22 protein-coding genes are annotated in these 23,166 nt (G+C 65.4%); 7 read left to right on the forward strand and 15 right to left on the reverse strand.

All coding sequences use genetic code 11. From position 1 onward, the window contains the following. Positions 1 to 45 precede the first annotated feature (45 nt). The 10 genes from CA833_RS15645 to radA form a co-directional block, all read right to left on the reverse strand. A complete protein-coding gene (locus CA833_RS15645) occupies positions 46 to 897 on the reverse strand; it encodes a sulfite exporter TauE/SafE family protein (protein ID WP_142633623.1) in 852 nt (283 codons plus the stop codon). Positions 898 to 1,076: 179 nt separating this feature from the next. After that, positions 1,077 to 2,423, reverse strand: a complete 1,347-nt coding sequence (locus CA833_RS15650; RefSeq protein ID WP_207078576.1) for a M20/M25/M40 family metallo-hydrolase — start codon at positions 2,421 to 2,423, stop codon at positions 1,077 to 1,079. Positions 2,424 to 2,472: 49 nt separating this feature from the next. Continuing rightward, positions 2,473 to 3,057, reverse strand: a complete 585-nt coding sequence (locus CA833_RS15655) for a DUF805 domain-containing protein (protein WP_207078577.1) — start codon at positions 3,055 to 3,057, stop codon at positions 2,473 to 2,475. Between the two features lie 20 nt (positions 3,058 to 3,077). Continuing rightward, positions 3,078 to 4,655, reverse strand: coding sequence for a proline--tRNA ligase (gene proS, locus CA833_RS15660; protein WP_142633616.1), 1,578 nt, complete (start codon positions 4,653 to 4,655; stop codon positions 3,078 to 3,080). 62 nt (positions 4,656 to 4,717) lie between these two features. Then, the gene (phaR, locus tag CA833_RS15665; RefSeq protein WP_142633614.1) at positions 4,718 to 5,275 is read right to left on the reverse strand and encodes a polyhydroxyalkanoate synthesis repressor PhaR; all 558 of its coding nucleotides are present in this window, start codon (positions 5,273 to 5,275) and stop codon (positions 4,718 to 4,720) included. A gap of 113 nt (positions 5,276 to 5,388) precedes the next feature. Then, positions 5,389 to 6,471, reverse strand: coding sequence for an alanine racemase (locus CA833_RS15670; RefSeq protein WP_207080132.1), 1,083 nt, complete (start codon positions 6,469 to 6,471; stop codon positions 5,389 to 5,391). Beyond that, on the reverse strand, positions 6,452 to 8,083 hold the full coding sequence (locus tag CA833_RS15675; RefSeq protein ID WP_142633612.1) for an MFS transporter: 1,632 nt from the start codon (positions 8,081 to 8,083) through the stop codon (positions 6,452 to 6,454). The genes CA833_RS15670 and CA833_RS15675 overlap by 20 nt, the downstream gene beginning before the upstream one ends. A 48-nt stretch (positions 8,084 to 8,131) precedes the next feature. Continuing rightward, positions 8,132 to 8,563, reverse strand: a complete 432-nt coding sequence (locus CA833_RS15680; protein WP_207078578.1) for an iron-sulfur cluster assembly scaffold protein — start codon at positions 8,561 to 8,563, stop codon at positions 8,132 to 8,134. A gap of 21 nt (positions 8,564 to 8,584) precedes the next feature. Continuing rightward, a complete protein-coding gene (locus CA833_RS15685; protein WP_142633608.1) occupies positions 8,585 to 9,121 on the reverse strand; it encodes a CvpA family protein in 537 nt (178 codons plus the stop codon). Between the two features lie 10 nt (positions 9,122 to 9,131). Further along, positions 9,132 to 10,499, reverse strand: a complete 1,368-nt coding sequence (gene radA / locus CA833_RS15690; RefSeq protein ID WP_207078579.1) for a DNA repair protein RadA — start codon at positions 10,497 to 10,499, stop codon at positions 9,132 to 9,134. A 71-nt stretch (positions 10,500 to 10,570) separates the two neighbouring features. Between radA and CA833_RS15695 the strand changes: the two genes are divergently transcribed. Next, positions 10,571 to 12,868, forward strand: a complete 2,298-nt coding sequence (locus tag CA833_RS15695; protein WP_207078580.1) for a patatin-like protein — start codon at positions 10,571 to 10,573, stop codon at positions 12,866 to 12,868. A 160-nt stretch (positions 12,869 to 13,028) separates the two neighbouring features. On the opposite strand, the gene dnaJ is transcribed toward CA833_RS15695, so the two are convergent. Continuing rightward, the gene (dnaJ, locus tag CA833_RS15700) at positions 13,029 to 14,168 is read right to left on the reverse strand and encodes a molecular chaperone DnaJ (protein WP_207078581.1); all 1,140 of its coding nucleotides are present in this window, start codon (positions 14,166 to 14,168) and stop codon (positions 13,029 to 13,031) included. Between the two features lie 81 nt (positions 14,169 to 14,249). Continuing rightward, positions 14,250 to 16,157 (reverse strand): molecular chaperone DnaK, encoded by a 1,908-nt coding sequence (dnaK, locus tag CA833_RS15705; RefSeq protein WP_142633600.1) that lies wholly within the window; start codon positions 16,155 to 16,157, stop codon positions 14,250 to 14,252. 229 nt (positions 16,158 to 16,386) lie between these two features. Here dnaK and CA833_RS15710 point away from each other — a divergent pair, with 229 nt between their 5' ends. Together CA833_RS15710 and CA833_RS15715 are read left to right on the forward strand one after the other, a co-directional pair. Next, positions 16,387 to 17,025 (forward strand): copper chaperone PCu(A)C, encoded by a 639-nt coding sequence (locus CA833_RS15710; protein ID WP_242526137.1) that lies wholly within the window; start codon positions 16,387 to 16,389, stop codon positions 17,023 to 17,025. Between the two features lie 29 nt (positions 17,026 to 17,054). After that, on the forward strand, positions 17,055 to 17,513 hold the full coding sequence (locus CA833_RS15715; protein ID WP_142633599.1) for a vgr related protein: 459 nt from the start codon (positions 17,055 to 17,057) through the stop codon (positions 17,511 to 17,513). 7 nt (positions 17,514 to 17,520) lie between these two features. Here the strand turns inward: CA833_RS15715 and CA833_RS15720 are convergent, their stop codons facing one another. The 3 genes from CA833_RS15720 to hrcA form a co-directional block, all read right to left on the reverse strand. Then, positions 17,521 to 17,778: a glycine zipper domain-containing protein gene (locus CA833_RS15720; RefSeq protein ID WP_142633597.1), complete on the reverse strand. Its 258-nt coding sequence runs from the start codon at positions 17,776 to 17,778 to the stop codon at positions 17,521 to 17,523. Between the two features lie 114 nt (positions 17,779 to 17,892). Further along, positions 17,893 to 18,444 (reverse strand): nucleotide exchange factor GrpE, encoded by a 552-nt coding sequence (grpE, locus tag CA833_RS15725; protein ID WP_207078583.1) that lies wholly within the window; start codon positions 18,442 to 18,444, stop codon positions 17,893 to 17,895. A 16-nt stretch (positions 18,445 to 18,460) separates the two neighbouring features. Then, on the reverse strand, positions 18,461 to 19,498 hold the full coding sequence (gene hrcA / locus CA833_RS15730; RefSeq protein ID WP_207078584.1) for a heat-inducible transcriptional repressor HrcA: 1,038 nt from the start codon (positions 19,496 to 19,498) through the stop codon (positions 18,461 to 18,463). A 161-nt stretch (positions 19,499 to 19,659) separates the two neighbouring features. Between hrcA and rph the strand changes: the two genes are divergently transcribed. From rph to CA833_RS15750, 4 genes are all read left to right on the forward strand, one after another. After that, positions 19,660 to 20,376, forward strand: coding sequence for a ribonuclease PH (rph, locus tag CA833_RS15735; protein ID WP_207078585.1), 717 nt, complete (start codon positions 19,660 to 19,662; stop codon positions 20,374 to 20,376). Positions 20,377 to 20,439: 63 nt separating this feature from the next. Beyond that, positions 20,440 to 21,069 carry an RdgB/HAM1 family non-canonical purine NTP pyrophosphatase gene (gene rdgB, locus CA833_RS15740; RefSeq protein WP_142633587.1) on the forward strand — a complete coding sequence of 210 codons (630 nt, stop codon included), beginning with the start codon at positions 20,440 to 20,442 and terminating at the stop codon, positions 21,067 to 21,069. A gap of 8 nt (positions 21,070 to 21,077) precedes the next feature. Next, positions 21,078 to 22,229 carry a radical SAM family heme chaperone HemW gene (gene hemW / locus CA833_RS15745; RefSeq protein WP_207078586.1) on the forward strand — a complete coding sequence of 384 codons (1,152 nt, stop codon included), beginning with the start codon at positions 21,078 to 21,080 and terminating at the stop codon, positions 22,227 to 22,229. Next, positions 22,226 to 23,122, forward strand: coding sequence for a tyrosine recombinase XerC (locus CA833_RS15750; RefSeq protein WP_207078587.1), 897 nt, complete (start codon positions 22,226 to 22,228; stop codon positions 23,120 to 23,122). Before hemW ends, CA833_RS15750 begins: the two co-directional genes overlap by 4 nt. The last annotated feature ends 44 nt before the right edge of the window (positions 23,123 to 23,166 follow it).

Consider the following 23,166-nt stretch of genomic DNA (forward strand, 5'->3'; position numbering starts at 1 on the left):
AACGGCGGGAATTACAATCCGCCGCTTGTCATCCGGGGCATGCGATCAATGCGAGGAGGCCGTTTCCTGCACCACCGCGTGGACAGGCTTCATCGCCTTGTCCGGCATGCGCGACTTGACCATGAGCTGCCACGAAGACACCAACAGCACGCAGGCAAGCAGCGGCTGCAAGACCCTGTCCGGCGCGTGGGATGACAGATAGCTTCCGATCACCACGCCTGGAATGGAGCCGATCAGCAGGTTTCCGAGCAGCGTGAAGTTGACGTCGCCGATGATCCAGTGGCCGGTTCCGGCAATCAGCGCCAGTGGCACGGCGTGGGCAATATCCGACCCCACCAGGCGCGAGACCTGCAGCCGGGGGTAGAGCACCAGCAATACCGTGACGCCGATCGCTCCCGCGCCGACCGACGAGATCGATACGGCAAGGCCGATGACCGCGCCGAGCAGAACGGTAAGTCCGGCAACCCGCGCCGGCGGCGCAACGGCTTCATGGTCGTGCGCGAAGCGGGTCAGCCACTTGCGCGATGCCACCGCGATCGCCGTCAGGAACAGCAGGATCGCGAGGGAAAACAGGATCATGTTCTCGGTCGATTTGCCGATCTTGCCGATATAGGCAAGCGTTCCCAGCGTTACGAGAGCCGCCGGCACGCTGCCGGAGGCCAGGCGGCGCACGATGGTCCAGTCGACCGTCTCGCGCTTGCCGTGGACAACCGAGCCGCCAATCTTGGTCAGCGCGGCAAACAGCAGGTCGGTGCCGACCGCGGTCTGCGGATTGACCCCAAACATCAGTACCAGCAGCGGCGTCATCAACGAGCCGCCGCCGACACCGGTGAGGCCCACGAGTATGCCGACCATCAGGCCGGCAACCGCGTGCATCGTGTCGAAGGCATGGGTCATAGCGAATTCACTCTCCACAACGCGTGCCGGGAGTCCGATCCTTGCGGCATCGGACGGCAGGCACGGGAGTGTTCGTGAGCCGTGACCGGCTCCGCTTCCCGCGCAGATCCCTGTTGCGTTGCCTCTCTAGTCATACCGCGGCGCTTGGCAAGCACCCCTGTCGGATCATTCGATGCCTGTCACGGCGTGCCGAGCGGCAGGAAGCCGCCACCCGGAACCGCAGCCGCGACCGGGCTCTGGCTGCCGTCGGCAGCGATCGAACTGACACCGAGGATCCAGTCATCACCGCGGAAGCCGTCGAGTTTCACGCGGGTCTGCGTGGTATTCGCAATCATCGGCTGCGCCTCCCACTCACCCTGGTCGGTCCGGCGGCGCCACAGCGAATAGGCGACCGCACCGTTGACCGGTTTCCACGACACGTCGGTCCAGGTCTTCACTGCGGCATCGGCGGTGGGAACCGGCGGCATCGGCGCCTTGGCCAACGCGGCGAGCGCGGCAATGTTCAGGCGGGTGACGCGGGCGAGATAGGGAAAGTCCATCTCGTCGATCGTGTCGCCGAACTTGACGCCGTTCTCGGTGCGCAGGTCCTGATGCTGGTGCTCGTAGTCCTCGATGGCTACCGAGAAGCGCACCGCCGGATTGCCTTGCTCAAGGAACGGCAACTGGTCGCCGCCGCGGCCCATGCGATCGGCGCGCCAGACCTGCCGGACTTCCAGCTTGTCCTGCACACCGCCCGAAAGCGCCGCGATGAAGCGTGAGATGTTGCGCGAAGGGCTGTCGTTCTCGCCGCCGAACCGGCGTGCGTCGGCGCGGGTCTTGTCGGTCGCGTCCGCACGCGGACCTTCTGAAAACAGGCGGACATGGGTGTCGTCGACCAGCCCGTCGGAGCCGTGGGTTCCGCCGACGATGTCGTTGTTGAGTACGGCCTTGACCGTCCAGCCCTGCTTCTTTGCGTAATCCGCCAGCAGCTTGCCGCCATAAAGCCCCTGCTCCTCGCCCGAGAGCGCGGCGTAGACGATGGTGGTGGGGAACTTGCGCTTGGACAGTACACGCGCGGCCTCCAGAACGAGCGCGGTGCCCGAGCCGTCGTCGTTGGCTCCCGGCGCATCGCTCCTGACGTCCATCACGTCGGTCACGCGGCTGTCGATATGCGCTTCAACGATGACGACTTCATCGGGGCGTTCGGTGCCGCGCTGGATGGCGACAACATCGACCATCTTCACCGGCACCGGGATGCGGGTCCCACTCACCATGCTTTCCGGCATCACGACTTCAAGACAGCCACCGCAGGCCTTCGAGGTCTTGCGAAATTCATCGGCCGCCCAGCGCCGCGCGGCACCGATGCCGCGCCGGGGATCGGAATCCGAAGACAGCGTATGCCGGGTGCCGAAGGAGACCAGCTTCTCGACATCCGCACGCATGCGCGCTTCCGAAACGTCGGCGGTCGGCGCCTCGGCGGCGCTGGCGGCGACCGGGCTCAGGACACTGGAGGAAAGCGTGGCGGCGACCAGGATCTTGTATTGCATGACCGCACTTGTCGGGCCTGGCTCCCGAGATTGCAAGAGGGCGGCAGGATCAGAACCGGACGGGCGCGTCACCGTAGCGATTGGGGCCATTGGTCGAAGGCAGGACACCGCAGATGATCACGATCAGAATGGCTGCCCAGCTCATTGCCGAGGCACCGATTACCTTGGACTGGATCGCCAGGGCGGATGCCATGTCCTCCGCCGGTGCGCTGGTCATGGCGGCAATGACCTCGTTCATCTTCGACCAGATCATGACGCGGGCCACAAGCGACAGCGCAAGGACCGCAAAGGCGATCCAGCCCGGCTTGCCGGAGTCGTGCAGGCGGCGCACGAAAGCAGCCAACAGGAACATTGCCGCGATCACCGACACGGCTGCCGTCAATGTCATCGAAGTGCGCATGTAGCCGGCCATCTGAGCCATCATGCGTGCCTGCAACTCGGCTTCGCTGGCTCCCTGCTGAGCGGCACTGAACGCGCCTTTCATCATTCCGCCCATCATCGGCAGCGAAATGAGCATGCCGGCGGCATATTGGAGGATGACAAGGAAGAGGACGTAGAACCAGAAGGTCTGCCGCGCATCGCGCCCTTTGAAGTTCAGCAGGTTCGCAAGGTTATACCTGATCGATCCCAGCACGCCCTCTTCCTTTCAGTTCATTAGTACGAACGCGCCACGTAGATGCGTTCGGCTGCCGGCTTGCCGGTGAAGACGCAAGTGCCGGTAGCGGCCGGCGCATCCATCGGCGTGTTGCGCATGGTCAGCTTCAGCGCCTTCAGCTTCTGCACGACGGCTTCGAGTTCAGCCCCGGTCGGGCGCGACCATTCGACCTCGACCCAGCCCGGATAACGCTTGTCATCCGAGAAGAAGGCGGAAAGCTCGTCGAAGCTGGAAAGCCGCGTGATGTTGGAATCACGGCGAGCCAGGGCCTCGGCATGGAGCGAGGCCTGGAAATCCTCGATCTCGGCAGAAGCGCGGGCGACGAAGTCCTCCTTGGCCATGCCGACGAAATTGGCCTTGCCCGCCTCGGTCCACAGCTTGTCGCGGCGCAGCATCGATACTTGCCCGCCTGCCGCGTCGCGGCCGCCGATTTCGAGGATCAGCGGCACGCCCTTCTTGACCCAGGCCCAGCGCTTCTGCGTGGCCTTGCCCGGACGCTTGTCGAGCAGGACACGAACGGTCTCGCCGAGCGCGGTCTGCTTGACCAGCGCCTTGCGCAGCTCCTCGCAGTAGGCCAGCAGCGCCTCGTCCTCGTCGTTGTCCCGCAGCATCGGCAGGATCACGATCTGATGCGGCGCCACCATCGGCGGCACGCGCAACCCGTCATCGTCGCCGTGAACCATGATCATGCCGCCGACCAGGCGCGTCGAGACGCCCCAGCTGGTGGTGTGGGCGTATTGCTGCGTGCCTTCCTTGTCCTGGTACTGGATGCCGGACGCCTTGGCGAAGCCGGTGCCGAGGTAATGCGAGGTGCCGGCCTGCAGCGCCTTGCCGTCCTGCATCATCGCCTCGATCGAGTAAGTGCCGACCGCGCCAGGGAAGCGTTCGTTCTCCGGCTTCTCACCGGCGATCACCGGCATGGCCAGCTCGTTCTCGGCAAAATCGCGATACATTTCGAGCGCGCGCAGCGTCTCTTCCATCGCGTCGTCGCGGTTGGCGTGCGCGGTGTGGCCTTCCTGCCAGAGGAACTCGCTGGTGCGCAGGAACATGCGGGTGCGCATTTCCCAGCGCACCACGTTGGCCCACTGATTGACCATGAGCGGCAGGTCACGCCACGACTGGACCCAGCGCGCCATGGCCGCGCCGATCACCGTTTCCGACGTCGGGCGCACGATCAGCGGCTCTTCCAGCTTGGCCTCGGGATCGGGTACCAGCCCGCCCTTGCCGTCGCCGATCAGGCGGTGATGGGTGACCACCGCCATTTCCTTGGCGAAGCCTTCAACGTGCTCGGCTTCCTTGGAGAAGTACGAAAGCGGAATGAACAGCGGGAAGTAGCAGTTGGTGACGCCCGCAGCCTTGATGCGGTCGTCCATCAGGCGCTGGATGCGCTCCCAGATGCCATAGCCCCACGGCTTGATGACCATGCACCCGCGAACACCGGATTCCTCGGCCATTTCGGCCTCGGAGATCACTTCCTGGTACCACTGGGCGAAATCGTCCTCGCGCTTGACGGAGAGGGCGTGGCGAATGGCGGACACTGGGGCTTCTTCCTGCTTGCATCGATGCGGGCGGACCATCCGCCGCATTCGGGCCCTTCGATCCGGAACGTGTCCGTTGCGAGGGGCCCTTGCGCAGACCCTTATTTGCCCAGCGCGTCAAGCCTCTTCTGGATTTCGGCCATCTGCTCGCGCAGCGCGGAGAGGTCGCCAGCGTCCTCGGCCGGCGGCGCCTTGGGCTCCGGCTTCTCGGCACCGGGCATGAAGGCGGAGGCGGCTGCCTTGAACATCGCCATGTTCTGTTCGGCCAGACGCGCCAGCGGATTGTTGCCAAGGCTGTCCTCGAACGCCTTGTGCAGTTTGGTCTGGTTGGCGCGGAAATTGTCCATCGACGCCTCGAGGTAGTGCGGAACCAGCGACTGCATCGAGTTGCCGTACATGCTGATCAGTTCCCGCAGGAAATTGACCGGCAGCATCTGCTCGCCGTTCGACTCCTCCTCCATGATGATCTGGGTGAGAATCGTGTGCGTGATGTCCGTCCCGGTCTTGGCATCGAGAACCTTGTAGTTCACGCCCTCGCGGGTCATCTGCGCAAGATGTTCGAGCGTGATGTAGCTCGATGAGCGGGTATTGTAGAGACGCCGGTTCGCGTATTTTTTGATTATGACGGTGTCGTCGTCGTGCGATCCCGTTTCTGGCATTGCCTATCCCCTAGCTAGAGGTCCACCCCCATGGTTTAGGGGACAACGATACCACTTGCGCTTGGTGCAACGCAACACAATTTGCTGCGCAGCAAAACACACCGTCCCGGTTGTCAGCGCGTGAAGCGCCGACCGAGCAACGTCAGCAATTCATACTGCGACAGACCGGAAACGGCAGCAGCCTCCGGCAGATCGTAATCGGCCGTCACCCAGTCCCCTTCACCCAGCGTTGGCAAAGCGGAAAGATCGAGAATGGTCAAATCCATGCTTACCCGGCCGACAACCGGGAGCCGTACGCCGGCATCACCGCCGGCCGGACGGAAAGCCCCCTTGCCCGACCAGCAGCGCAAGTAGCCATCGGCGTAACCCATTGCGACCGTTCCCACCCGCATGGCGCGCGGCGCGACAAAGGTCGCGTTGTAGCCGAGACTGTCTCCGGCAGCGATTTCGCGCACCTGCAGCACAGCCGCCTGCGGGCGCGCAACCTGGCGCAGCAAGGGCCCCATTTCGGCGCGCGGGATCCCGCCATAAAGCGCGATTCCGGGACGGGTCAGATCACCGTGGTATTCCGCACCCAGAGCTATGCCGCCGCTGTTGGAAAGGCTGCCGCGCGCGTGGTGCACGAGGCCGCGCGCCGCCGTCCAGCGCTCGCGTTGCAATTCGTTGAGCGGGCTGTCCTCTTCGGCAGCGACAAGATGCGAAAGCAGGGCGTCGATCTCGAGCGCCTGCACGGCATCATCGCCCAGTTCCGCCAGCGCAACGCCAAGGCGGTTCATCCCGGTATCCACCATCAGGTGGCAAGCCCCGCCTCCCGCCGCGACCCAGTGCCGTGCCTGCTCCACAGAGTTGATGACGGGCACCACGCCGCTGGCCTGCGCGAAAGCAGCTTCTGCATCGTTCATCGGGCCATGCAGGACGGCCAGGCCGCGCGGGTCGACAAGGTCGAGCAATTCTGCCGCCTCGCGCCAATGGGCGACAAAGAAGTCCCGGCACCCCGCCTCGTGCAGCAAAGGTACGACGCGCCTTGCGCCAAGGCCATAAGCGTTGGCCTTTACCGCCGCCCCTGCCCGCGCCGTTCCGGAAAGCGTGTCGAGCGCGCGCCAGTTGGAGGCCAGTGCATCACCATCGACATCGAGACGCAGGGCAGAAACGGGGACTTCGGAAAGCCCGGATCGATCAGACAGAAGGATCACCATATTCACGCGGGGGGCCACCTCGCAGTCCCCACAGAGAGACGGCAAGCGCGATGGCAACAACGATCCAGGTGTACCAGAGCCCCTGGTACGGATTGCCGCTGCTGGCGACCATGTAGCTGGAAATCAAAGGAAGGAAACCGCCAAAGTAGCCGGTGCCGAGATGATAGGGGATCGACATCGAACTGTAGCGGATTCGCGGCGGAAACATCTCGGACAGCAAGGCTGCCGCCGGCCCGTACGTCGCCCCGGCCAGCGCCATGAGCGCAACCAGCACCCCGACGATGGTGATCGCCCCGCTCAAGGTTGGCCGATCCTTGGTGAAATTGTAGCCCGCCTGCGCCAGCCAGCCTTGCAGCATCTGCCCGCGGGCAGCCTTGTCGGCCCAGGGGTACTCCGCCATCGGCAGCGGCCTGCTGCCGACTTTCAGCAAGAGGTGTTTGGCGTCGACAACGCGGTAGGCAATGCCCGCCCCGGTAAGGTCGCCCAGGAGCTTTCCGCAGTCGGTGTCCTGTTCGTTGCGGAACGGATTGAACTTGCAGTCGGGCCCTGCCACCAGCACCGGAGCCTGCTCGGCCGCGCGGGAAAGAGCCGGATTGGCATTGTTGCCGATCAGCCAGAAAGCCGGAAACAGCAGCAGCAGTGTCAGCATGTAGCCGAGGATGATCGGTTGTCGGCGCCCGACCTTGTCGGACAGGCTGCCAAAGATCACGAAAAAGGCCATCCCCACCGCAGCAGACACGCCGACGATGATTTCCGCACTGGTATCGGCCATGCGCATGGCACCCTTGAGGAAGCTCAGCGCCGAGAACATCGCGGTGTACCAGATCACCGTCAGGCCAGCGGAAATGCCGAACAGGGCGATGAAGATACGACGGCGATTGCCGGGATACGTGAAGCTTTCCTTGAACGGATTGCCGGAAAGCTTGCCCTCCTCGCGCATCGCGCGGAACACCGGGCTCTCCGAAAGCTTGAGGCGCATGTAGAGTGACAGCGCCAGCAGCACGAGCGACAGGACAAACGGCAGGCGCCAGCCCCAGGCTTCCCATGTTGCCGGGCTCATCATCGCCTTGCAGGAAAGGACGACGATCAGGCTGAGCACAAAGCCCCCGACCACGCTGGCCTGGATAAACCCGGTGTGAAATCCTCGCCGGTGCCTCGGCGAGTGTTCGGAAACATAGATCGCCGCACCGCCGTATTCACCGCCGAGCGCCAATCCCTGCACCACCCGCAGCAGCAGCACGATGACGGGCGCGGCGAGACCGATGCTTGCGGATGAGGGCGTGAAGCCGACCCCGGCCGTCGCGACGCCCATGAGCGTGACGGTGACCAGGAACGTGTACTTGCGCCCCAGTCGGTCCCCCAGAAAGCCGAACAGGATCGCGCCCAGCGGCCGGAAACAGAAGCCCACCGCAAAGCCCGCCCAGACCAGCAGGGTTTCCAGCGTCTCGTTGCCCGAGGGGAAAAAGGTATTTCCGATCACGGCCGCCAAGGTGCCGTAGATGAAGAAGTCGTACCATTCGAACACGGTCCCCATCGATGAGGCCGCGATCACCAGCCTCATGTCGGACGCGCTGGGCTCGGTCCCATGCGAATTGCGCGGCGTTTCGGCCATTCACCCCCCTCTGCGACCTGGCCCCCACCGGCCCGATCGCTGGTCATATTAGCCGTTCCGGGCTGGCTCTGGAAGCGCTGCGAGCGCAGCCTTCCATGGCAACGTCACCGCCCCATGACGGGCCGGATAGTCGCGCGCGGCGGCGATCTGCGAAAGTCCCGGCCAATCCGGGAGCGAGGCCTGCCCGCCGAGCCAGCTTGCGATCGCTTCGTTCGCCTCGGCAATGTCGGCCCGGCTGCGGCCTTGCACGGCATCGGCAAAGATAGCGGCTGCGGCCTGCCCGATGGCGCAGGCATGGCTGCGAATACCGATACGCTCCACCCGCCCGCATGCATCAAGGGCAAGGCCGAGCGCGATGGTGCTACCGCAGCTTGGCGAGCGCGCCTCGGCCTGGAAGGGCAGGCTATCATCCCAGCCATGTTCAGCGAGCCTGACGGCCAGCCCCAGCACTTCGGGGGTGTAGAGAACGGTTGCAGACACCGGACTATGCCGCCCCGCTGCTCAGGACTGGCCGTCGGCGTCTTCGCGGGTTTCAGCCGCACGCGCCTCCCGGCGGCGTTCGCCCAGCATCTTCACCAGCGCTTCGCTGCTGGCATTGATGAACGAATACGTCCGCGCCTGCCGGATCCAGTCGGGGCGGCCTTCCGCGCCCCAGATCGTGTCGTAGCCGAGCACAAGCACCGAGAAACCCAGCACCGCGATCAGTACGCCCTTTACCGCGCCGAAGCCGAAACCCAGCACCCGGTCGATCGGCCCAAGCAGCGAAGCACGACTGGCCCGCCCGGCCCAGCCGGCCACCAGCTTCACGGCCGCGAAGGGCACGATCAGCAGGATCGCAAAGGCCAGCACGGGCGTTGCCGAACCGGTGCCGGTATGCGGCTCCAGCCAGTGCGCCAGCGGCGTATGCATCGTACGGATGGCGATAACCGCAAAGACCCAGGCACCGAGCGCCAGGATTTCCTGCACAAAACCGCGCATGAACCCCATGGCCGCACCAAGGCCGACGATGACGAGAACTGCAATATCGAAACCGGTCATGCGGCAGGCTCTAGGCATCTCCCAGAATACGGTCAACGAGGTTGGGCAACATCGACATTCCGGTGAACTCCAGCCCCTTTTCGGGCTTGGTTGTCGCAACGGGGCCATAAGCGCGGCCGAAGCCCAGTTTCGCCGATTCGCGCTGCCGGATCGATGAATGGGCGACAGGACGAATCTCGCCGGCGAGCGAGACTTCGCCGAACCAGACGGTGTTCTTGGGCAAGGGACGATCCCCCAATGCCGACACCAGCGCCGCCGCGACCGCAAGATCGGCGGCCGGGTCGGCGAGGCGATAGCCGCCCGCCACGTTCAGATAGACTTCCGCGCTGGAGAAATTGAGCCCGCAGCGCGCTTCCAGCACGGCCAGCAACATGGCCATGCGCCCCGAATCCCAACCGACGACCGCGCGGCGGGGGGTTGCGCCGCTCTGCAACCGCACGATCAGTGCCTGGATCTCGATCAGCACCGGGCGGGTGCCTTCCATCGCCGCAAAGACCGCGCTGCCCGCCATCGCCTCCTCGCGCCCCGACAGGAACAGCATCGAGGGATTGCCGACTTCAGCAAGGCCCGCGCCCTCCATCGCAAAGACGCCGATCTCGTCGACCGGGCCGAAACGGTTCTTGAGGCTGCGCAGAATACGGTACTGGTGGCTACGCTCGCCCTCGAAGCTCATCACCACGTCGACCATGTGTTCCAGCACACGGGGCCCCGCGATATTGCCGTCCTTGGTGACGTGGCCGACGAGGATCAGGGTGACGTCGTTTTCCTTGGCATAACGGATCAGTTCGAAGGCACAGCCGCGCACCTGGCTGACCGTGCCCGGTGCGCCTTCGATGGTGTCCGAATGCATGGTCTGGATCGAATCGATCACCAGCAGCGTCGGTGCATCCATCATGCCGAGCGTCGTCAGGATATCGCGGACCGAGGTTGCCGAGGCGAGCTGGATCGGCGCTTTCGACAGGCCGAGGCGCTCGGCCCGCAGGCGCACCTGCCCTGCCGCTTCCTCGCCGCTGACATAGACGGCAGAGCTGCCCGAACTGGCAATATGGGCGGCAGCCTGCAGCAGCAGCGTCGACTTGCCGATGCCGGGATCGCCGCCCAGCAGGATCGCCGAGCCGGGGACGAGGCCGCCGCCCAAGGCCCGGTCGAACTCGGCCAGGCCGCTGGCGCGGCGCTTGGGAACCTCGCCCGGCGCATCGAGCGGCGTGAAGCGGATCGGACGGCCGCCGGAGGACAGATCGTGCTTGGTCGAAAACACCGTCTGGGGTGCTTCCTCGCTCAGCGTGTTCCACTCCCCGCAATCAGCGCACTGACCCTGCCAGCGGGTGGTAACACCGCCGCAGGACGAACAGACATATCGACGTTTGGGCTTTGCCATGGCCCATCGATTATCTGGAACGGAATGAGAACGCAATTGCCTTTCGCCGCGTCTCGTACCAAGCTAAGCCCATGCACCAGAAGGAACTGCGGATTGCGCTCGTCTGCTACGGCGGTGTCAGCCTTGCCGTCTACATGCACGGCGTCACCAAGGAATTGTGGAAGACGCTTCAGGCCAGCCGTACGTTCTGGGCTGGCGACAGCGAGCCCGGAGGCACCACGGCGGTCTACCTCAAGCTGCTGCGCCGCCTGGAGCAGGCCGGGAACCTGCGCCTGCGGGTACTGTGCGACATTGTCGCCGGAGCCAGCGCCGGCGGAATCAATTCGATCTTCCTGGCACAGGCGATCCATTCCGGCCAGTCGCTGGAGCCGCTGACCCAGCTTTGGCTGGAGGTGGCCGACGTCGACGAACTGCTCGATCCCGAGGCCCGGCCCTGGTCTGCACGCACCAAGTTCTGGGCGCAGCCGCTGGTGTCCTACCTGCTCACGCGCCCAGGCAATGCCGTCAGCGCCAGCGTGGCCCCGGAAACACGCCAGGAAGTACGCGAGAAGCTGTCACGCCTGATCCGCTCGCGCTGGTTCGAGCCGCCCTTCAGCGGTATCGGCTTCTCCCGGTTGTTGTACCGCGCGCTGTCATCGATGGCGGAAACGAGCGGCCCCGGCCTGCTGCCGCAGCGCCACCCCATCGATCTTTTCGTGACCGCGACCGACTTCAAGGGACACCTGGAAACCCTGCGCCTCCATTCACCCGAACTGGTCCTCGAAAGCGAGCACCGGCTGACCTTCGGGTTCCGTGCCCGCAGCGGAGCAGCCGAACTGGCCGCGCTTCCCGAACTCGTCATGGCGGCGCGATCCACCGCCAGCTTTCCCGGCGCATTCCCGCCGCTCCAACTCGAGGAGATAGACCGCCTCGTTTCGGAAAACGCCATCGAATGGCCGGGGCGCGAAGCCTTCCTGAAGCGGATCATGCCCGAGCACGTGGCCCGCGGCGATCTCGATTCGGTCTCGCTGATCGATGGCTCGGTGCTGGTGAACGCCCCGTTTGCCGATGCCATGCAGGTGCTTCGCAGTCGTCCGGCGACGCGGGAGATCGACCGGCGTTTTGTCTATATCGATCCGGCTCCCGATCGCGTCGGCGCCGATCTCAGGCGCGACAAGCGCCCTCCGGGCTTCTTCACGACGATCTTCGGCTCGCTCTCCTCGATCCCGCGCGAGCAGCCGATCCGCGACAACCTCGAAGCGCTGGAAGAAGAGTCGCGCGAGATGGCGACCTTGCGCGCCATCGTGCTGGCGCTGCGCCCGGAGATCGAGGAGACGGTCAGCAGCCTGTTCGGCCATACCCTTTTCCTCGACCGCCCCAATCCCAAGCGCCTCGCCGCATGGCGCGCCCGCGCGCAGCAAGCGGCGTTCGAACAGGCCGGCTTTGCCTATCACGGCTATGTGCAGGTGAAGTTCACCGGCGTTGTCACGATGCTAGCGAGGCTGGTTCACGAAGCCGCGCCGAGCCTCGGCGTCAGTTCCGCGGCACCGATCATGGAGCGCCTCTACAGCTACCTTTCCGATCACGGCATCGACCGCATGCAACCCCTGCGCGGCGGAACCTCGCCGGGAATGGCGGCGTTTTTCCGCCTCCATGACATCACTTTCCGCATCCGCCGCCTGCGCCTGCTGGCGCGGCGCGTGACGCAGGAGTGGCGGCTCGACGGCGATGTCGACGAAAGCCAGCGCGATGCTGCACGCGAAGCGATCTACGGGGCGCTGGCACTGTGCATCGAGGCGGAGGCGGTCTCGTTCCTCGGACCGGACTTCACCGAACTGGCGCAAGGCGTTTTCGAGGATCCCGGCGCCCTGCTCGATCACATTGCCGACCGGCGCGGCCTGCTGCAGATCGACGCGCAGGTCGACCAGATCCTTGCCGAGATGCTCTCGTCGATGCCGAGCGGACTGCGCAAACGACTGCTGCTCGCCTATCTCGGCTACCCCTTCTACGACACGGTGACGCTTCCCCTGCTCCGCGGTGAAGGTCTGGACGAGTTCGACCCCATTCGGGTCGACCGGATCTCGCCCGAGGATTGCCATGCGATCCGGCAGGGACCGATGCTGCGCGGCAGCGAGTTCTACAACTTCGGCGCCTTCTTCAGCCGCGCCTACCGCGAGAACGACTATCTCTGGGGCCGCCTCCACGGGGCCGAGCGTATGATCGAACTGATCGCCTCCGCCCTTGAAGGCGAGCATGCGCTGGACGAGCGGGAACTGGACCAGTTTCGCAAGGCGGCATTTCTCGCGGTGCTGGATGAGGAGCAGGGGCGGCTCAACGCCGATCCCGGCCTTGTCGGCAACCTTCGCGCCGAAGTGCTGCGCCGGATCTGATATCAACCTGCGGCGAGCTTGACTCGTTCAGCCCGCGCGGCGTCTGAGCGTTCCAAGCTGCTGATGTGTCAGCTGGTTTGAGGCCCTCGAAGCAAACACGCCGCCCTCGCTAGCGCGGGGACGGCGTGTCCTGGATTCCAGCATGAAAAACCAGGCCCGATTACTCGGTCAGGTCGTTCCATGCTTCCTTGATGCGATCGAAGAAGCCCTTGGAGCCGGGGCATTCCTCGCCAGTCTCGGTCGACTGGAGTTCCCGCAGGATTTCCTTCTGGCGCGCGGAGAGCTTGGTCGGCGTCTCCACGGTGATCTCGATAACCAGATCACCCCGGCCGCGCCCTTGCAGCACCGGCATGCCCGCACCGCGCTTGCGCAACTGCTTGCCCGACTGGATCCCAGCGGGAATGTCCAGCGAGATCGTCTCGCCATCGATGCCCGGGATTTCGATCGAGCCGCCCAGCGCGGCGGTCGTGAAGGTGATCGGAACCTGGGTCAGCAGCGAAGTGCCATCCCGTTCGAATACCTTGTGGCGCTTGACGTGGAGGAAGATATAGAGGTCGCCCGGAGGCGCGCCGAACGGCCCAGCCTCGCCCTTGCCGGCAAGGCGGATGCGGGTGCCCGAATCCACGCCCGGCGGGATTTCCACTTCCAGCGTCTGCGGACGGTCCACCCGGCCCTCGCCGCCGCAGGCGCGGCACGGCTTCTCGATAACCTCACCCCGGCCGTGGCAGGTCGGGCAGGTGCGTTCCACCACAAAGAAGCCCTGCTGCGCGCGCACCTTGCCGTGGCCGGCGCACATGTTGCAGGTGCGCTTGCCGGTGCCGGGTTCGGCGCCGGTGCCCTTGCAGGGCTCGCACCCCTGCGAGACCTCGATGGTGATCTCGGTCGACTTGCCATGGAACGCCTCGTCGAGGCTGACCTCCATGTCGTAGCGCAAGTCGGCGCCGCGACGCGCCTGCTGGCGACCGCCGCCACCGCTGCCGAAGGCGCTGCCGAAGATGGATTCGAAGATATCGCCGATGTCGCCGAACTCGGCCCCCATGCCGGGGCCGCCGCCACCGCCCATCCCTTGCTGGAACGCGGCATGGCCATAGCGATCGTAGGCCGCCCGCTTCTGCGGGTCCTTGAGGCAGTCATAAGCCTCGTTGATCTGCTTGAAGCGCGCTTCGGCTTCGTTATCGCCGGGGTTCTTGTCCGGGTGATAACGCATGGCAAGGCGGCGATAGGCCGACTTCAGCACCTTGTCGTCGGCGGTGCGCTCGCACTCGAGCAGTTCGTAATAGTCGATTTCGGTAGCTGACACGTCTCGTTATTCCCCGCGTGCAACCTGGCCGCCACCGTCACCCCTGGCAACGATGGCGGCCACGCTAGTCATGAGGACCGATCAGCCCTTGTTTTCGTCGACTTCCGAGAACTCGGCATCGACAACATCGTCGTCACCGGCCGGAGCAGCGTCCGGCGAAGCGGCCGAGGCCTGCTCCTTCTCGTAGATGGCCTGGCCCATCTTCATGGCGACTTCGGTCAGGGCCTGCGCCTTGGCGGTGATGTCGGCGGGTTCACCGCCTTCGATCGCTGCCTTGGTCGCGGCGATGGCCGCCTCGACTTCCGACTTCAGGCCGGCGTCGATCTTGTCGCCATGCTCGGCGATCTGCTGCTCGGTCGCGTGGACGAGGCTGTCGGCGTTGTTCTTGGCCTCGGCGGCCTCACGACGCTTCTTGTCCTCTTCGGCAAACTTCTCGGCATCCTTGACCATCTGGTCGATGTCGGAATCCGACAGACCGCCCGAAGCCTGGATGCGGATCTGCTGTTCCTTGCCGGTGCCCTTGTCCTTGGCCGAAACGTTGACAAGGCCGTTGGCATCGATGTCGAAGGTGACTTCGATCTGCGGCACGCCGCGGCGTGCCGGCGGGATGCCGACGAGGTCGAACTGACCCAGCAGCTTGTTGTCCTGCGCCATCTCGCGCTCGCCCTGGAACACGCGGATGGTCACCGCCTGCTGGTTATCCTCGGCGGTCGAGTAGACCTGGCTCTTCTTGGTCGGGATCGTCGTGTTGCGGTCGATCATCTTGGTCATGATGCCGCCCAGCGTCTCGATGCCCAGCGACAGCGGGGTCACGTCGAGCAGCAGCACGTCCTTGACGTCGCCCTGAAGCACACCGGCCTGGATCGCCGCGCCCATGGCGACGACTTCGTCCGGGTTCACGCCCGTGTGGGGCTCCTTGCCGAAGAAGTCCTTCACCACGTCACGCACCTTGGGCATGCGGGTCATGCCGCCCACGAGCACGACGTCGTCGATCTCCTTGGCCGAGATGCCGGCGTCGGCCAGCGCCTTGCGGCAGGGTTCGAGCGTACGCTGGATCAGGTCCGCAACCATCTTCTCGAGGTCCGAACGGGTGATCGTTTCCACGAGGTGCAGCGGGGTGGTGGCGCCGCCTTCCATGCGTGCGGTGATGAAGGGCAGGTTGACCTCGGTCGTCGCGGTGGACGACAGTTCGATCTTTGCCTTCTCGGCCGCTTCCTTCAGGCGCTGCAGAGCGAGCTTGTCGGTCCGCAGGTCCATGCCTTCCTTGGCCTTGAACTTGTCGGCCAGCCATTCGACGACCTTGGTGTCGAAGTCTTCACCGCCGAGGAAGGTGTCGCCGTTGGTCGACTTCACTTCGAACACCCCGTCGCCGATCTCGAGGATCGAGACGTCGAAGGTACCGCCGCCAAGGTCGTAGACGGCGATGGTCTTGCCGTCCTGCTTGTCGAGACCATAGGCGAGCGCGGCCGCGGTCGGCTCGTTGATGATGCGCAGCACTTCAAGACCGGCGATCTGGCCGGCGTCCTTGGTCGCCTGGCGCTGTGCGTCGTTGAAGTAGGCGGGCACGGTGATGACGGCCTGCGTCACGGTCTCGCCGAGGTACGATTCGGCGGTTTCCTTCATCTTCTGCAGCGTGAAGGCCGAGATCTGCGACGGGCTGTAGTCTTCGCCGCCGGCCTGGACCCAGGCGTCGCCGTTCTTGCCCTTGACGATGTGGTACGGAACCAGCTCGGTGTCCTTCTTGGTCACCGGGTCGTCGAAGCGGCGGCCGATGAGGCGCTTCACCGCGAAAATCGTGTTGTCGCCGTTGGTCACGGCCTGGCGCTTCGCAGGCTGCCCGATCAGGCGCTCACCATCCTTGGTGAAAGCGACGATCGAGGGCGTGGTGCGCGCACCTTCGGAATTCTCGATGACCTTCGGCTTGCCGCCGTCCATCACGGCGACGCAGCTGTTGGTGGTGCCGAGGTCGATACCAATTACTTTTGCCATTATCCCCATTCCTCACGTCAGTGGATGACACCGCGCGGATGGCCTCCCTCGAAAGAGGCAAGGCGGCTTGCACGGCTCGATGACGTTCAAAGTCGTCGATGCGGCATATAGGTGCGGTTTATCTTGGAACAAGAGCGTTGCGATGGCATTAGGCACGCGAAATTTTCATGGCCCGGCAAAACCATGCCGGACCAGCCAGAAGCCCGGATTTCGAGAAGGATTCCTCCCCGTGGACAAATGCCGCTCGCTCAGCCTGATCGCCGCCGCCCTGATCGTTTCGCTGTCAGGCTGCAAGCAGGAGGCACCGGCGACAACGGATAGTGCCAGCACCGCCGCTTCCGAAGCTGGCGCCGGAGTTTCCGCGCGTGACGGCAAGCTGATGCTGCCTGCCGTGGCCGGACGCCCGGGTGCGGCCTACTTCACCGTGCGCAACGACAGCAGCATCGCAGCCGCGCTCACCGGCGTCGCCATTGCCGGGGCCGGCAAGGCCCAGATGCACGAGACCAGCGGCGGGTCGATGAAGGCGGTCGATTCGCTGCCGATCGCGCCCGGCGCCGAGATCGAGTTCGCCCCTGGCGGGCTTCATGTCATGGTCTTCGACCTTTCCCCCACACTGAAGGCGGGTCAGTCGACCGACCTGACGCTGACTTTCGCGAACGGCGAAACACTCAAGATGCCGGTCATGATCGACAGTATCGGCGGCAGCGGCGACGACATGGAAGGCATGGGGCCGATGACCGCGCCCAGTAGCACCGCCAGCAGCGCCGCCACTGCGGCAACCGGGCACGATCATGGCAGCCAGGGCCACGGCGGCCACGATGCAGCAAAGAGCGATGCCATGGCCTCGATGCCCGGGATGGATCACTGATCACCCAAAGCCCCAGCGCCGCCTGCCCGGTGGGCGGCGAACGGCCACTGACCCAGGGCGAATGCACACTCGTCGCGGACGTGTTCGGGACCGCCATCGACTGCACGCCGGTGCGCATCCGGCGGCGGCGCTGGTTTCCCTTCCAGCCCGCCAACGTCGTGATGGCGCCTTGCGGGCACTTGCACTTCCATCCGCGCTCGCCGCTCTACCACGACGACTTCGCGTCGGCCTCGCCGCTGCTGCAAGGATTGTTCATCCACGAGATGGTGCATGTCTGGCAGGCACAGAACAAGGGGCGCTGGTACCTGCCGCTGATGCGCCATCCGCTATGCCGGTACGACTACACCCTGAGGCCGGGCTGGCCGCTCGGCCGCTACGGCATCGAGCAACAGGCGGAGATTGTCCGCCACGCCTTTCTGCTCAGGCGCGGATGGCAGGTGCCCGGCGCCGTCTCGCTGGACAGCTACCGGGCGATCCTGCCGTTCTGAGCGACCGTCAGCAGCGGCGATCCCAGTAGCGTCGACCGTCGCGGTCGTAACGATAGCAGCCGTCGTTCTTCTTCTGGGTGGAGCCGACCGCGGCGCCTGCAGCGGCACCGACCGCCGCGCCCGTGCCGACATCGCCGCCGGTCACCGCGCCGACACCGGCGCCCAGCGCGCCGCCCGCCAGCGCGCCCTCGCCCGCGTAATTGCTCGCACAGCCCGCCATGGCGAGCGCGCTTGCAGCAAGGATGGGAATCGTGAACTTGCGCATGACATTTCTCCCGTTGTTCAGGTCACATGCCTGAGCAACGGGAGCCAATGCCATGAGGTTCCGGGTTTTCCACGACACGCCCGCCTCGAAGGACGAGGCGTGTCGCGAACAAAATCAGTCCGGCTTCTTCGCCACGGCCACCATGGCCGGACGCAGCAGGCGGTCCTTGATCATGTAGCCCGACTGCAGTTCCTGCACGACGGTGCCCGGTTCAGCATCGGCCGAGGGCACTTCGATCATCGCCTGATGCTGGTTGGGATCGAGCGGCAGGCCCATGGCGGCCACGCGGGTGATGCCGTGGTTGCCGAACACCTTCTCGATCTCGCGGCCCGTGGCCTCGATGCCGGCAACGATGCTCTTCAGCTTTTCGTCCTCGCGCAGTTCGGCGGGAATCGCCGAAAGCGCACGCGAAAGATTGTCGGCCACGGAAAGGATATCGCGGGCAAAGCCGGTCGCGGCATAGGCGCGGGTGTCGGCGATGTCCTTTTCGAGACGGCGACGCACGTTCTGCGTTTCGGCACGCGCATAAAGCGCTTCCTGCTTCACCGTTTCCAGTTCCTCGCGCAGCTTGGCGAGTTCGGGGGATTCGATCATATCCTCGGGCACACCCTTCAGTTCTTCGGCCTTTGCCGCTTCATCTGCCGACTGCGTCTTTTCTTCGGTCATTATTCTTGGGTTCCAGCTATCCGATGAGCTTGCCCAGGCTCTGGGCAGTGAAGTCCACCATGGGGACTACGCGCGCATAATTCAACCGCGTCGGACCGATAACCCCCACCACGCCGACCACCCGCCCGTCGCGGTCGCGATAGGGCGAGGCGATGACGGAGGAGCCGGAGAGCGCAAACAGGCGGTTCTCGGAACCGATGAAGATGCGCGTCGATTCTGCCTCGCGGGCAAGATCGAGCAGATCGGCGACCGACTGCTTGTTCTCGAGATCGTCGAGCAACGAGCGGACCCGTTCGAGATCGGCAAGCGCGCTTTCGTCGAGCAGGTTGGCCTGCCCGCGCACGATCAGTACCGGGCGCGCGGCCGCATCCTCGCTCCAGACCGCAAGCCCCCGTTCCACCAGTTCGCGGCTGGCGGCATCGAGCGCGGACTTGCCGCTGGCAATATCGCCGCGCATCGCGCGTGCGGCTTCGGCCAGCGTGCGCCCCGAAAGATGCGCGGAAATGTAGTTGGAAGCCTCTTCCAGCGCGCCGGGCGGCAGGATCGCGGGCAGTTCGACCACGCGGTTCTCAACCGCGCCGTCCTCACCCACCAGCACGGCCAGGGCCCTGCCCGGCCCCAACGGCACGAGTTGCAGGTGCATCAGGCGAGGTTCGCGGCGCGGCACCATGACGACCCCTGCCCCCGACGTGAGGCTGGAAAGCAGCGAACTCGTCGCCTCCAGCGCCGCCTCGATCGGCCCGGGTGCGGAGATACGGCTTTCGATCGCCAGCCGCTCTTCCACGGTCGGTTCGGCAACCTGCATGATGCCGTCTACGAAAAGGCGCAGGCCGGCCTCGGTCGGCAGCCGCCCGGCACTGGTGTGCGGCGCTGCCAGCAGCCCCAGCGATTCGAGATCGGCAAGGACCGACCGGATCGAGGCCGAGGACAGGTTCATGCCGCCGGCCAGCGCCTTCGAGCCGACCGGAGTGCCGGTGGCGAGATATCCCTCCACCACCAGACGGAAGATGTCCCGCGCACGGGTGGTCAGTTCGGAGATCGGCGGGCCTGGCATCACACCGTCAATTTAGGCGATCGCAGAGCGGCCTCAAGCCAAATGCGAACAGGATTGTCCGATTGCCGCATTTTCATGCGCCCGAGGTGTTTCCCCTGCGTGCGAAAATGCTCTAGGGGGCGCCGGTAATCAACGACCAGACTTTGACCAGAGGAATTCCCATGCGACCTTCCGGCCGTACGCCCGACGAGATGCGCGCCATCGACATCCAGACCGGTTTCACCAAGCACGCCGAAGGTTCGGTGCTGATTTCCTTCGGCGATACGCGCGTGCTGGTTACCGCCTCGGTAGAGGAAAAGGTGCCGCCGTTCCTGCGCGGCAAGGGCGAAGGCTGGGTAACGGCCGAATACTCGATGCTGCCCCGCGCGACCCACACGCGCGGTTCGCGTGAAGCCGCAAAGGGCAAGCAGTCCGGCCGCACCCAGGAAATCCAGCGCCTGATCGGCCGCAGCTTGCGCGCCGTGGTCGACATGAAGAAGCTCGGCGAGCGCCAGATCGTGCTCGACTGCGACGTGCTCCAGGCCGACGGCGGCACCCGCACCGCCTCGATCTCGGGCGCGTGGGTTGCCCTGCGCCTTGCCGTCGACAAGCTGATGGCGGACGGCAAGATCAAGGAAGACCCGATCACCGGCCGCGTCGCCGCGATCTCCTGCGGCATCTGCGAAGGCACCCCGGTGCTCGACCTCGACTATATCGAAGACAGCTCGGCCGATGCCGACGCCAACTTCGTGCTGATCGAAGGCGGCAAGATCGCCGAGGCCCAGGCCACTGCCGAAGGCGCGACCTATGACGAGGAAGGCCTTCTTCGCCTCCTGCGCCTCGCACGCATCGGCTGCGACCAGATCTTCGCCGCACAGGCCAAGGCCGTCGGTCGCTGATCTCCCTCCGTTCCTGCTTCCCCGGCTTCGGCCAGGGAAGCAGGGCAGACAAAAAAGCAGAGCATGACCCGCAAGCTTGGTAACACCCGCCTCGTCATTGCCACGCACAATGCGGGCAAGCTGAAGGAAATTTCGGCCCTGCTGGCCCCGTTCGGCGTCGACTGCGTGTCGGCCGGCGAACTTGGCCTGCCCGAGCCCGAAGAAACCGGCACGACCTTTGTCGAGAACGCCCTGCTGAAAGCACATGCCGCTGCCAAGGCCGCCAACCTGCCGGCCCTGGCCGATGACAGCGGCCTTTCGGTAGTCGCGCTGGATGGTCGCCCCGGCGTCTACACCGCCGACTGGGCCGAACGGCAATGGTTCGAGGGGCCCAAGGGCCGCGACTGGTTCATGGCGATGGGCAAGGTCGAAGGCCTGCTGTGCGAACAGGGCGCGGACGTCGACCGGTCCTGCTGGTTTTCCTGCGTCCTCGCCATCGCCTGGCCGGACGGCGAGGAAGCCGTCTACGAAGGCCGCGTCAACGGCGCCTTCTCGTGGCCGCCGCGCGGCGAGATGGGCTTCGGCTACGACCCTGTCTTCGTGCCCCAGGGCCGCGACGTGACTTTCGCCCAGCTAGATCCCGAGGAAAAGCACAAGATCAGCCACCGCGCCGACGCCTTCGCCAAGCTGGTGGCGGAGCAGTTCGCAGGTTAATCCGCCCCATGGCCCGCGCGCTCTACATTCACTGGCCGTTCTGCCTCGCAAAGTGCCCCTATTGCGACTTCAACAGCCATGTCCGCGAGCGGGTCGAGCATGACCGCTGGCAAGCAGGGCTGCTGGCGGACATGCGCCGCGAACACGAAGTGGCAGGCGGCGAGGCGCTGTCGTCGATCTTTTTCGGCGGCGGCACGCCTTCGCTGATGCCCCCTGCCCTTGTCGCGCGATTGCTCGACGAAGCACAGAAACTCTGGGGTTTTGCCGAAGACATCGAGATCACGCTGGAGGGCAATCCCTCTTCCGTGGAGGCGGCCAATTATGCCGCACTGGCCGACGCCGGCGTCAACCGCGTGTCGCTCGGCCTTCAGGCGCTCGACAACAAAACGCTGCGCTTCCTTGGCCGACTTCACGACGCTTCAGAGGGGTTGAAAGCCCTTGAAGTGGCACAGAAGCGGTTCTCACGCGTCAGTTTCGACCTGATCTACGCCCGCCCGGGCCAGAGCCTCGACGCCTGGCAGCGCGAGCTGGCCCATGCCCTGTCCTACGGCACCGGACACCTCTCGCTCTACCAGCTGACCATCGAGCCGGGCACCAGGTTCGCCACCATGGTACGCCAGCACGAGTTCGAGCCGCTGGACGAGGATGCCTGCGCCGACATGTTCGCGCTCACCCGCGAAATGACCGCCGCCGCCGGCCTCCCGGCCTACGAGATCAGCAATCACGCCCGCCCCGGCGAGGAGAGCCGCCACAATCTTACCTACTGGCGCTATCAGGACTATTGCGGCATCGGCCCCGGCGCCCACGGTCGCCGCGGCGGCGTGGCGACGACGCGCCATCGCAAGCCGGAAAACTGGCTCGACGCGATCGACCGCAACGGCCATGGCATCAACGAAACACGCGAACTCGGCCGCCGCGAACAGGCGAGCGAGGCCATGCTGATGGGCCTGCGGCTTGGCGAAGGCGTCGACCTCGAGGCGCTGGCGGGTCGCTTCGGCCTCACCCCAGACCAGCTCTGCATCGGCGGCAAGGCGGCTTTCTATGAAACGCAAGGCCTTGTCTGGCGCCAGGGCAGCCGCCTTGGCGTGACCGATCAGGGTATGGCGCTGCTCGACGGGCTGCTGGCCGAACTGGTCCCCGCCGATCTCGTCGAGACATGACCAAGGCGGACCTGCTCGAAGCCTGGGGCAATCACCTCACCCATGCCCGGCGGCGCAGTCCGCATACCAGCCGCGCCTATATCGCCGCCGCCGCCCGGCTGATCGACGGTCTTGGCGCAACCGACTGGAACGCGCTTGCCGCCCTCGATCCCGGATCGCTGCGCCTCCATCTTGCCGACAGGCGCGAGGACGGCATCGGCAACGTCTCCGCCGCGCGGGAGCTTTCGGCGATCAAGAGCTTCCTTGCCTTTGCCCGGCAGCAGGCAGGCGTGCCGGAACGCGCCGGTCCGCGTGTGCGCGGGCCGCGCGTCAAGAAAGGCATTCCGCGCCCCGTCACGCCCGATGAAGCCGTGAACCTCGCCGCAATGGTGGAAGAAGACGCCCGCGAGGAATGGATTGGCGCGCGCGACCGGGCGGTGCTGCTGCTGCTCTACGGCGCGGGCATGCGTATCGCCGAAGCCCTGTCGCTGACCGGCGCGGCGCTGCCATTGGCCGAGACGATCACCGTCACCGGCAAGGGCAACAAGCAGCGGGTCGTGCCGCTGCTGCCGATCGTGCGGGAGGCGGTCGCCGATTACATTCGCAAGTGCCCCTGGCCGCTGGAGCGGGACGGCGCGCTGTTCCGCGGTGCCAAGGGCGGAGCGCTTTCGCAGGGCATGGTGCAGAAGGCCATGGCGCGGGCGCGCATCGCGCTCGGCCTGCCGTCGACGGCGACCCCGCATGCGCTCAGGCACAGTTTCGCCACCCACCTGCTCGGGGCCGGGGCGGACCTGCGCAGCTTGCAGGAACTGCTTGGCCACGCCAGCCTCGGCTCGACGCAGATCTACACCAAAGTGGACGCAGCCACGTTGCTGGACGTCTACCGCCACGCGCATCCGCGCGAGCAGGGATGATCAATCGGGGAGCGCAGCCGCTCCCCGACGACAATTTCCACCGA

It is taken from the genome of Novosphingobium sp. KA1 (genome assembly GCF_017309955.1).
Classification (GTDB): domain Bacteria; phylum Pseudomonadota; class Alphaproteobacteria; order Sphingomonadales; family Sphingomonadaceae; genus Novosphingobium.